This is a genomic window from Aphanizomenon flos-aquae FACHB-1287 (genome assembly GCF_014698755.1).
Lineage (GTDB): Bacteria > Cyanobacteriota > Cyanobacteriia > Cyanobacteriales > Nostocaceae > Dolichospermum > Dolichospermum flosaquae.
Window position 1 is genome coordinate 54,619 of record NZ_JACJTO010000006.1, and the last position, 11,722, is coordinate 66,340.

General features: G+C 36.4%; 8 protein-coding genes, 1 other RNA gene and 1 pseudogene. 2 read left to right on the forward strand and 8 right to left on the reverse strand.

Annotated features, from left to right (window positions below):
* Nucleotides 1–202: 202 nt before the first annotated feature.
* From gatB to H6G44_RS04510, 3 genes are all read right to left on the reverse strand, one after another.
* Nucleotides 203–1,684 carry an Asp-tRNA(Asn)/Glu-tRNA(Gln) amidotransferase subunit GatB gene (gene gatB / locus H6G44_RS04500; protein WP_190385830.1) on the reverse strand — a complete coding sequence of 494 codons (1,482 nt, stop codon included), beginning with the start codon at nt 1,682–1,684 and terminating at the stop codon, nt 203–205.
* A gap of 110 nt (nt 1,685–1,794) precedes the next feature.
* On the reverse strand, nt 1,795–2,064 hold the full coding sequence (locus H6G44_RS04505) for a lipopolysaccharide assembly protein LapA domain-containing protein (protein ID WP_190385829.1): 270 nt from the start codon (nt 2,062–2,064) through the stop codon (nt 1,795–1,797).
* Nucleotides 2,065–2,136: 72 nt separating this feature from the next.
* Nucleotides 2,137–3,567, reverse strand: coding sequence for a phosphoglucomutase/phosphomannomutase family protein (locus tag H6G44_RS04510; RefSeq protein WP_190385828.1), 1,431 nt, complete (start codon nt 3,565–3,567; stop codon nt 2,137–2,139).
* Nucleotides 3,568–3,681: 114 nt separating this feature from the next.
* Here H6G44_RS04510 and H6G44_RS04515 point away from each other — a divergent pair, with 114 nt between their 5' ends.
* Nucleotides 3,682–4,551, forward strand: a complete 870-nt coding sequence (locus H6G44_RS04515; protein ID WP_190385827.1) for a PD-(D/E)XK nuclease family protein — start codon at nt 3,682–3,684, stop codon at nt 4,549–4,551.
* 271 nt (nt 4,552–4,822) lie between these two features.
* Nucleotides 4,823–5,131 carry an RNA recognition motif domain-containing protein gene (locus H6G44_RS04520; RefSeq protein ID WP_190385826.1) on the forward strand — a complete coding sequence of 103 codons (309 nt, stop codon included), beginning with the start codon at nt 4,823–4,825 and terminating at the stop codon, nt 5,129–5,131.
* A 305-nt stretch (nt 5,132–5,436) separates the two neighbouring features.
* Here the strand turns inward: H6G44_RS04520 and H6G44_RS04525 are convergent, their stop codons facing one another.
* The 5 genes and pseudogenes from H6G44_RS04525 to rnpB form a co-directional block, all read right to left on the reverse strand.
* On the reverse strand, nt 5,437–6,795 hold the full coding sequence (locus H6G44_RS04525) for a hypothetical protein (protein WP_311138861.1): 1,359 nt from the start codon (nt 6,793–6,795) through the stop codon (nt 5,437–5,439).
* Between the two features lie 161 nt (nt 6,796–6,956).
* On the reverse strand, nt 6,957–7,679 hold the full coding sequence (gene rnc / locus H6G44_RS04530) for a ribonuclease III (protein WP_190385825.1): 723 nt from the start codon (nt 7,677–7,679) through the stop codon (nt 6,957–6,959).
* Nucleotides 7,680–7,880: 201 nt separating this feature from the next.
* Complete coding sequence (locus H6G44_RS04535; RefSeq protein WP_190385824.1) at nt 7,881–10,628, reverse strand: class I SAM-dependent DNA methyltransferase; 2,748 nt, start codon at nt 10,626–10,628, stop codon at nt 7,881–7,883.
* A gap of 111 nt (nt 10,629–10,739) precedes the next feature.
* Nucleotides 10,740–11,189: pseudogene (locus H6G44_RS04540) on the reverse strand (DUF4435 domain-containing protein); the annotation flags it as partial.
* 142 nt (nt 11,190–11,331) lie between these two features.
* Nucleotides 11,332–11,697, reverse strand: an RNA gene (gene rnpB / locus H6G44_RS04545) — RNase P RNA component class A.
* Between the last annotated feature and the right edge of the window lie 25 nt (nt 11,698–11,722).

The window sequence follows — 11,722 nt, forward strand, 5'->3', positions numbered from 1 at the left end:
TTGATGACAATCTTTTTTTACAAAAAAAGGGACCAGGGAACTCTTAACAGGGAACAGGGAACAGACAAGAAACACTCATTTACACCAGTTTAAAACTCGGTTAAAAAAAAGATGTTTTGAAAAGATGCGTAGCACTAAAAAAAACCGTGTCATTATTTTAATTTCATGTGCTTAAACTGTCCGTTAAGAGTTCTCTCTGAACCTAAATGGGATTATTGAGTTTTTCTTCTAGCAATTGATTGGTAAGTTTGGGTTCTGCGCGTTTATTGGTTTTTTTCAGGACTTGTCCCACGAAAAAACCTTTGAGGTTAGTGTTACCTTTGCGGTATTTTTCTACTTGTTGAAGATTAGCGGCGATAATTTCATCAATTATGGGTTCAAGAATGGTACGATCTGCAATTAGTTCTTGACCTGCAAAGGCTTCTTCAGGTGTAATTCCATTTAATAAATCTGTGAGTTTTTCCTTAGCTTGAGCGTTGCTGATTTTACCATTTTCAATGCGAGTAATCACATCTGCAAGGTTAACAGCAGTCAGTTTAATTTCGGAGATGGTGAGTTTTTGTTTATTCAAGTAACCAGCGATATCTTGAGTAATCCAGTTAGCAGCAGATTTAGGATTTGCACCTTTGGAAATAGCACTTTCAAAATAATCTGCAACTGGTTTATCCTCGGTTAAGACCCGTGTATCATAAGCTGAAAGTCCCAAATCATTTTCATAATAATGGCGTTTTTGGGCGGGTAGTTGTGGTAATTGATTTAACCATGAATCTAATTCTAATTGAGTAACTTCAATGGGTGCTAAATCTGGTTCAGGAAAGTAGCGATAATCACTAGAACCTTCTTTGATTCGCATACTACTGGTGCGTTGTGAACCTTCTTCCCAGAGACGGGTTTCTTGAATAATCTTTTCTCCTGATTCAATAGCGGCTATTTGACGTTCAATTTCATAATCTATCGCTTTTTGAATCGCACTAAAGGAGTTCATGTTCTTAATTTCTACCTTAGTGCCAAATTGCTCTCGTCCCACGGGACGGACAGAAATATTTACATCACAACGCAGAGAACCTTCTTGCATATTTCCATCACTGACACCAAGATAGCGCACAATTCGCCGTAGTTCTTGGGCATATTCGGCGGCTTCTTGTCCTGTTCGTAAATCAGGTTCAGAAACAATTTCTACCAAGGGGATACCAGCGCGATTATAATCTACGAGAGAATAGGTAGAACCGGAAAGCCTTTCACTACCTGCGTGTACAAGTTTACCTGCATCCTCTTCCATGTGTAATCGAGTGATACCAATGCGTTTACGACTGGGGTTTCCTGCATCATCGACTAATTCAATTTCTATCCAACCATGTTCGGCTATGGGTAAATCATATTGAGAAATTTGGTAATTTTTCGGTAAATCAGGATAAAAATATTGTTTGCGATCAAATTTACTATACCGAGCAATTTGACAATTTAACGCTAAACCCGTTTTAACGGCGTATTCGAGAACTTTGGCGTTAAGTACGGGTAAAACTCCTGGTAAACCCATACACACTGGGTCAATGTTAGTATTGGGGTCAGCACCAAAGGCTGTGGAACTATTGGAGAAAATTTTGGTGTTGGTGCTGAGTTGACAGTGTGTTTCTAGGCCTATAATTGCTTCGTATTCAGTTTTTACGGGTGTAGCTGTGGTCATATCCAGATTTACGGTTTTTACTCTTTGGGACTATTTTAGATTAAGGTGCGGGCGATCGCTCTATATCTAAAAGCAAAAGTTGGTTAAACCCGTCTTGGGGTGAGAAAACTCTAAAAATCCTCATCATCAACAAAAAAGTCTCCATCTTCATCTATTCTAGATTGAGATTCTCCCAACTCCCATAAAGGTTGTAAAACTGCTGTACTCAACAAACCTACAACCACACTAAAAGCTAACATTAAACCAAAAGGAATTTGGATTGATTGAAAAACCAAGAATCGTAAAGATACAGGAGTAGCATTTTGGACAGAGATAAGAGCGATCGCTGCTACCCAAATGGCTATGATTAATACTATCAAAAAATTTATCAAAATCTTCATAACTGCAAAAATATAAATTTATGACCAATAGTGTAGAGACGTTTCATAAAACATCTCTACGGGAATGTTCAGTTAACCCAATTTAGCAATTTCCGCTGCCATGAATTGAGCAATCTGACTAAGTTTTTCTGGTGAGTTAGTTTCCATGTACACCCTCACCAAAGGTTCTGTTCCAGAAGGGCGCAGTAACACCCAACTACCCTCTTCTAAATAGAGTTTGATACCATCTTTCCTACCTACCGCTTTCACCTTGATTCCTGCCACTTCTGAGGGGGGCTTTTGAGTATAACTATCAATCACAGCTATTTTATGAGCTTCCGTTAGATGTAGATCTAAGCGATTGTTATACAAAGGACCATCAGCTTCGGCTATAGCTTCCTGTACCAACTGACTTAAAGGCTTACCTTCATAAGCAATCGCCTCAGCCACTAGCATATCTGCTAAAACCCCATCTTTTTCAGGAATATGACCAATGATACTTAAACCACCGGATTCTTCCCCACCAATCAAAACGGCAGTTTCCCGCATTTTCTCACCAATGTACTTAAAACCCACTGCGGTTTCATAAATTTGCAACCCATACTTAGCAGCAAAATTATCTAATAAATGCGTAGTTGCCACAGTGCGAACGATTGCCCCATTTTTACCCTTGTTTTTTATTAAATGCCGTGCTAGAACTAACAGCACTGTATTGGGAGTCAAGACATTACCTTGTTCATCAACAATACCAAAGCGATCGCTATCACCATCGGTAGCCAAACCCAAATCCGCATGATCAGCCTTCACAGAAGCCACCAACTCAACTAACTGTTCCCCTTTAGGTTCAGGCATACCACCCCCAAAAAGCACATCTCGCCAGGTGTGGAAACTTTCTAATTGACAACCACAGTGTTGCAAGACTTCATCTAAATAACCACGTGAGGTAGAATAAAGGGCATCGTACTTAACCTTTAAATTCGCACTTCTAATTTTTTCCACATCCAACAAGGTGTAGATAAAATGCAAATAAGCGGGCTTCGGATCAAAAGTAGAAATCGAACCAGATGGGTTACTTCCGGGTAACTCATCGGAGGCCGTTTCTATATTAGACACAATAGTATCAGTAATTTCTGGAGTCGCAGGTCCTGCATAATCAGGAATATATTTAATCCCACAATAAGGCGCGGGATTATGACTAGCAGTAAACATCAAAGCCCCGGCAGAATTGAGAAGACGGGCATTATAGGCAATTACTGGGGTGGGACAATCCCGATCAGTAATTTGCACATTCCAGCCCAAATCTGCCAAAACTGCGGCAGAAGTCCGGGCAAACTCGTCAGCTAAAAATCTAGTATCGTAGGCAATTAGAACAGGCCTGTCCTGACTATAGGCAGTTTCTAAATAACTAGCGATCGCCCTGGTAACTTTCCGCACATTGGGGAAAGTAAAATCATCAGCAATGATTCCGCGCCATCCATCAGTACCAAACTTGATCTCACCGGATTTGCTAGGGTTACTCGTCATGGACAATCTCTCCCGTGTATCATTATTTATTATTAGGAAATATCCCGCAAAGCTGTGGAACAGCCACTAAGCCGCAAGTATCCCCAAGGTAATTTCTCTCACTCTACATGAGCAATGTCAACCCCCGATAGACCCTTTGTTAGTTACCACCTTTGGTCTTTATTTGCCCCCAGTCGGGGACAGGAGCATTGGCATTGTCAAATGAGAAGGGGATTTATTAAAGCGCGGCAACATGAACCACAGGTTAAAGCTCTGCTGGCTAAAGCTACCCCACCTCAGCGAATTGGGATTCTTGCCCAAAAAGGTGTATATGAATTTCATCATCATCTTCATTGGTTAACTCAGGTTGATGGTGTGGAAAAGGTTGCCCGATTATTGGGATTAAGCACTGCTCATGAGACAGTTAAATATCGGGTATTGCAAATTTTAAGAAAATATCAAAATGCCCCTTTATTATTAGGTAAAAGGATTCTAGAATTAACTTCAGGTGATGAAGGTTTCCCCAAACCGATTGTTATTGAAAAACCAAATTATGGCTTTCGTTTATATGCTACTATGGACTGTATATTTATCGAGTCTGATAGCACTTTACATATTTTAGATTTTAAAACTGGTAAGTCTGCTTTTGACAACAGACAAGCATTAGTTTATTTACTTGCAGCCCGTTATCTTTATCCTGATAAAAGCGCAGTTGCTTCTTTTTATAATTTGGAAATTTGTCAAAAATCTGAATTAATTACTATTAGTAATAATGAGTTTACAGATCTGGAATCTCAATTGGCTAATATAGCTCATCAACATCAAGAAGATCTCCAACAATATGAAGCTGAAAATAGTAAATTTAGTCGAATATTTCCCCCAAATCCCGGAAACCATTGCCGTTTTTGTGCTTTTAGTTCTATCTGTGAATTTGCTGACTTAAAACTACCAAAATCCTATTTAATGCCAATTACGAAATCTCATCACACTCCTTCCTCTTCTTAGAATCCCAAACTTACAGCATTTTCCGCACTAATGAGGTACAAGATTGAATCATAAAACTTTTGTGGTGTGAGCATCTTACCTGCTAGATATGTACCTCATAATACCGGGAAGTCCTGTATATCGGAACGGTCGAGGAGCTTTCCCCTGCTGCAACAAAATGGATTTCCATGCCCAATTAAAAAATAAACCCTAATTACGGGTATTATATACTTAAGGCATTCCTCATGCTTTATGGTGTAAAAGTCCACTTGCTAATTTCTGGAGCTATTCAATGTCAATTTACGTCGGTAATTTGTCCTATGATGTTAAAGAAGAAGACCTCAAACAGGCATTTTCGGAATATGGAACTGTTAAAAAAGCTCAACTACCTGTTGACCGAGAAACTGGACGCGTCCGGGGTTTCGGTTTTGTAGAAATGAGTTCAGACGCGGAAGAGGAAGTAGCAATTAAAGCGCTTGATGGTGCTGAATGGATGGGACGCAGTTTAAAAGTTAACAAAGCTAAACCCAGAGAAGACCGTGGTGGTGGTGGACGAGGTGGATATGGTGGCGACGGTGGCGGAAATTCTCGTCGTTACTAAGTTTTAACATCCACAACAACCTATATTGTGATAACAGGACAGATTTTTTGTCTGTCTTGTTTAAACACGCTCTTAAATAAGAAAATTGATTAATACTTCAGTAGTACCCATTTACAGCACTTCCCGGTTTTATGAGGTACACATATAGCGGTCAAGAGGCCTCTAAGACAAGAGTTTCATGATGCAACTTTGTATCTTATCAGAGTGGAAAACGCTGTATTTTCGATCTTCAGTATCTGTTATAAATTACCAATTAGTACAAGGGAAAAGGTGTGTACTTCATAAGACTGAAAAATGATATATTTTTAACAGAATCTTTTGAAAAATGATAAGTCAATTTCACCAAAATTAATACTAAAAGCAATATTCAATTGTTCTAAGGTTTCCACTAACCAGCCAATAGAATTAGTGGTAGAGTTTTCATAGTGATTAAATAAAATCGCTAATTTCTTCTCTAATAATGGTTTAACTTTATGACAAATCAGGACAATTTTTAATAATAAGCCCATTGTCGGTAATGCTCCTTGATTATTAATCAAATCTAAGAAAATAAAGTGCTGTGGTGATGATTTTTGATTAATAACTAAAAAGTTTAATAAATCACAACAAGTTTTCATTAATAATACATCATTAACTTTTTGTTCATTTGCCTGAGTCGAAATATTTTGTAAGTATTTATATAGTTTTTGATTAAACTGTTTTTTTCCATAAGATTCGTCTACGGAAGAGATCAAATATTTATATAAATCCTCTTTGAAACTGCCGAAATTTTTAGTTTTTCCACCATAGTTTATAAACTGTTGTGCCAATTCATGATATGTATTACCATGTTCGACTTTACCAAGAAAATGCTTTAAGGTGGTGTAAAGTTCACTATCGGTTAATAATGTAGGATTATTTACAGGGCGCAAAATTCGATTGACCTCAGTAGTTGATGTGTTTTTTAACAGATTAATTCGTCGCACTTTATAAGTTACATATTGTAATAAATCAATTTCAAACTTTTTCTGTACTTTTAACTGAAAATGTTTGAGTGCTTCTTTTTGTTCAGTAGTGGGGTTGGCGGCCGTTAAATAATGTTGGTATAAATAAGGATAACGGCGAATTAAAATTATCAGTGGTTGCTCATCTTTTCTCTTGGTTACAGCAACAGTGTTATTAACGAGGTGAGTAAAACGCTGTAAAATTAAATACTGTTCGCTGTTAACAAATAATTTAACCAATTCCCGTAGACGGCTAATTTCACGGGAACGCATATTAATCTTGGTCGCGTACGTGAAATTATTGGGTATACTCTTAAATAAACTTGCTAAATCAGTAATTGCACTATGTAGTAGAGGGTTTATGAGCCAGTGACTGATGAAAAGATGACAACATTTGTTGAGAAAAAACTTAAAGTTGTCATTTGCGGTTTTAGATAGGATAATTTTGTCTAAAATGGGGAGAATTTCTGGTTCAGGATAATTTGCTGCTTCAATAAATAATGCGCGAATTCTATCCAATATTTGGTTAGGAGATTCTTTTCCGACTAAATTTAATAAGTGTTGATAAATTAGCTGTTCTTCTGGATAACAGTCATGATAATCTAATTTACCGTCGATTATTTTCGGTGAATTTACTGAAAGAAATGTTTTTTCTGAGTTATCACTAGTTCGATTGCTCACTTTTAATTACCTACGACTTGGAATAAATGTGATTTTTTATATGTTTTCTTAGGACTTTTGGCCGTAAAAACTAGGCTTTAGTAGTATTTTCTAGTTACAAAAATACAATAATGAAGATTATTTTACCACGTTAGAAAGTCAAGCCCTAAGCATTGTTACAATTATTCATCTGTGACTTGAGCGTTAATTAGCAAATAAGCCTCCTTTGCAGCGGCTTGTTCTGCGGCTTTAATAGAACGGCCTTTACCTTGTCCTAACATTTTTTCATGTAACCAAACTTCAGCAAAGAAGCGCTCATGTGTGCGGTGGGGTTGACTGATTTCTAAAACTCGATATTCTGGAAGAACCTTAAATTGTGCTTGAGTCCATTCTTGTAAAGCTGCTTTATAATTAAGCATAGCAGGGTCAAGACGGATTTCTGTGGTTAGCTGTTGGAAATGGGGATCTAACCAAGGACGAATCAGGTTAAGATTTTGAGTGCTCAGGTAAAGCGCTCCTAGAACTGCTTCAAAAGAATCTGCTAATCGTGATTCTTGGCCGATATGGTCAGCAGTAGCACTACCAGCCACCAATAAATATAATTCTAAACCATATTCTCTTGCTAATTGGGCGAGAATGCGATCGCTCACTAAAACGGAACGAATAGCGGCAAAATCACCAACGGAGCAATCAGGGTAATGTTCCCATAATACCACAGCCGCCACGAGACGTACCACCGCATCGCCGACAAATTCTAGTTGTTCATAATTGGCGGTATCGGAGACGGTAGGATGAGTTAGAGCCAAGTCCAATAATTGCCACTTTATTGGTGAATTTAGTGACAAACCAAACTTTTGGACTAAACTTTCAAGCTGCCGTTGTCTTCGGGGATAAACGCTGGACATTAGGTAAGTGTGGAAAAAAGGGCTAATGACTCTTAACTTAGCATTAAATTATGGAGTATAAGTACAAGTTGTTTTTTGTGGAAAAATTTTCTGTCTGCATATTCTCAGAATTGCAACTAGCTGCGGAATGTGGAATTGAGGTAATACAGCATACCATAAATTTATGGTAGAAGTTTACTTTATATTAATTTTATTTAACAATTAACTGCTTTTTTTCGTTCTTTTCTTTTTCTCTGGTTTGAGTAAGGGAGCATTTAAGGCTTCATATTGACTAAATAAAAATTCGATTCGATTTAATTCACTGACAAAGGGCTGGGGACGATAACATAAGTCTACGGCTTTATCTAATATTTGATGTGCCTTTACTAAGTCTGGTGGCATTGTCAAGGGATCATACAAATCAGCTAAACTACTATCAGGATATTTGTCTCTGGTGTCTAACACTGCTTGCGCGGCTGTTTCTACTTTCTGTTTTTGTTTCTCATTGACGTTTTCAGGAAAGGGATAGTTATTATAAACAATGGTATTGGAATAGCGATAATCACTTTTTAATCTTCCACATACATATTTTACCCATGTAATATGCATTTCTGAAGTGAGAATACCAAATAAATAGAGAGTAGCGTTAGGTATAGTAATACAACTATCACTTGCAATTACACTACCCTCAAAAAATCCTATTGGGATATATTTTCGATTCTCAGATGAAACACGAGGAACAAGTAGATAATCAGTATCAGGTTGTCTATTTTCAGTAAACAATGTAGGAAAATCTGCCCATTTTACCGTTGATTGTTTTGTACTTGATAATCTCATTTTTCTAACTTTACTGACTCTATCAGACAATAATGGCAATTTTTTTAATTCATGAGGTTGAATATCTTTCAGCCAAAAACACCAACGTTTTTTACCATTAAGAAATTCATCAGCAGAAATAAATGGTTTAATAAATTTTTCTCCAGATGGTTCTTGAATGACATATTCTACCTTTTCTTCCTCAGTCATTAAAAGGTTTCCTCCATCTGTAGGTTGGCTACCTTTAAGCATTTCTGGTATATTACAAATAGGCTGATTTCTTTTTAAAATTATTAAATCGTTTCCTTCTGTTAAATACGGATTAATATTTTTAACTTTCCTCTCTGTTGGTTCACCCTTAATATTTACATAATCAAAAACTCTCTTATTTTCAATATCCTCTAAACCAAAACCAATAATTACACAATGTACAGCAGCATTACCTTTAGCTTCATTACTCCAGCTAAAAGTACGATGAGCAAAATGTATTTTTATTTTGTAATTATTGTAAAGTTCTTGCCAAATAATCCCAACTTGTTCACCTTGTGATATAGAATTTGTACTCACAAAAGCACAACGAATATTTGTATCTTGTATTAACTGAGCAGCTTTGATATACCAAGCACTTACATAATCTAAAACACCTGAATTTTTTATACTATTACAAACATATTGCATATCCGCTTTTTGTTCTGCATTTTGTAGCTGTTTACCAACAAATGGGGGATTTCCTAAGATAAAACTTAACTTTTCCTTCTCGATAACCGTTTCCCAATCAATTCTTAATGAATTACCATGAACAATTTTCGCAGATTTAGTTAAAGGAACTCTGAAAAAATATTGACCAAATTCATGACTAACCTGAATATTCATTTGATGATCAATTAACCACATTGCCACCTCCGCAACACGCACCGCAAATTCATCATATTCAATACCCGCAAATTGATCTACATTAACCTTAATAATATCTTGAATGTTAATAAATTGCTGTCCATTTTTATTCAATGCTTGCAAAATTTTAATCTCTAGATCTCGCAATTCCCGATAGGTGATAATTAGGAAATTACCACAACCACAAGCAGGATCAAGAAAATAAAGATTAGCGATTTTTTGATGTAATTCTTGGAGTTTACCCCGATTACTTTTGACCTTTTCCAATTCTAAATATAAATCATCTAAAAATAGAGGTTTAATCAACTTTTGAATATTTTTTTCTGAGGTATAATGAGCGCCTAAATTTCGTCTTTCTGTGGGATTCATGACCGCTTGAAACATCGAACCAAAAATAGCCGGTGAGATTTTACCCCAGTCAAAACCACAAGCTTCTAAAAACATTTCCCGCATTTTGCTATCAAAAGCAGCCGGTTGTAAAACCTCCTCAAATAACTTACCATTCACATAGGGAAACTGAGCCAAATTAGTATCTAAATTTGTTAATCTTTTTTCCGGTGGTGTATTTAATGTATGAAAAATAGAAGCAATGTGCATTGCTAAATCACTACCATCTGATTTAGTATGTAAATCAATATATTCCCAAAAAATACCTTTATCAAAAATGCCTGTATCATCAGCAAATAAACAGAAGAGTAACCGGACTAAATAGACTTCTAAATCATGACCTCGATAACCAACTGCTTCTAGTTTATCATGTAGTTTACCCATTAATTCAGCGGCTTGGATATTGACCGGATCTTCATCTTTATAGGTGCGTTTTTCATAACCAGCAATAAAACCGAATAAATGAACCTGATTAATAAAATCTTTGAGGACAAATTCTGTGGTAATATTAGTATCTAAATCGTAGAGTTTAAACTTTTGAAAATCAGAAACTAAAATATATTTTGGTAATTCATGTTCTTTTAAACCAGGGAAATAATCTTTGGCTTGCTGCATAGCTTTATCTAGACTTTTCCCCCTAGATTTATGTTCTACTAAAATTACACCTTTCCAGAGTAAATCAATAAAACCTTGTTTATTATCGGCTTTTTTGACAGATTGTTCAAATGTTGCCACCCTGCGACGAGAAATACCAAAAACATGAAAAAACCCATCCCAAAATGATTTAGCTTCTGCATCTTCTGAGGTTTCATGTTCCCATTCTTGAGAAAATGCGATCGCACGGCTTTTAATTTCGTTCCAGATTAATGGCATAGTTAATAATTTCTGGGTAAAGAATAGTGGTTTTAAGTTTATATTTTGCAGTTTCTTAATTAGAGCTGATAAGTAATTACTGTTCTAGGGAATCATATAGGATATAATACACTATTTTATCACTTGCATTAAATAAATATTCAAACTTTCAGGGGTTTTAGCATGGTCACTAAATATTTTAAGTGCTTCTTCATTACTAAGGATAGGACTTGGACTACTATAGTCCTTATTAAAAGCGAAAGTTAATTTTTCGCTGATAAACAATTTGCTTTTATTAGAGTCTATTAAAATTAATCTTAAAAAGATTAACAAAAACCACATTTCATATTTACCTCTAAAAACTTGATCATGTTCACAATTAGTAAATTCGTCAATTTTATCATTTAAAGTATCTGCTGGAATTTCTAGAGCATTTGGAAACTTTTGTTTAATTTTTTCCAAGTCATAATTTACCGAAACTGAGTCTAAAGTTAAATAAATAAAATCTTTGGCGAATTTATCATCTAGTTCTACACCTGTTTTTGTTCCTGTAGTGTTTCTAATTTCTATCAAACAAGCATACCAAGCATTAAATAATTATGTCATAAGTTGTCAAATAGCTCTATTCAAAATTTCATTAGCTAAAATGTTTCAGTCTCTCCCCTTTTCTGTAGTAATTGAAAAAACGAATTATGGAAAATAAAAAATCCATAATTCGCTTAAAAAGAGAGAGTCGGTAGTAAGCCGGGTTCTGTTCTCTTGCGAGGGCAGTTATCTATCTGGGATGCTTGTTACCAAACACCTCTAGCGGCTCTTTTTCAGCGGAACCGGTAAAAGACCAACCGTAGTTCCTTGCGGCCTTGCTCCCAACCGGGGTTTACCGAGCCAACGCCTCTCGACGCTGCTGGTGCGCTCTTACCGCACCTTTGCACCCTTACCAACCAATAAATTGACTGGCGGTATCTTTCTGTGGCACTATCCTCACGATCACTCGCACTGGACGTTATCCAGCAAGTCTGGTCTTTCGGGGGCCCGGACTTTCCTCAAACCAGTCTGAATGACTAATCTGCAACTGCCTACGCCTACTCTCTCTTTCTCTAGTTTACTTTTAATTA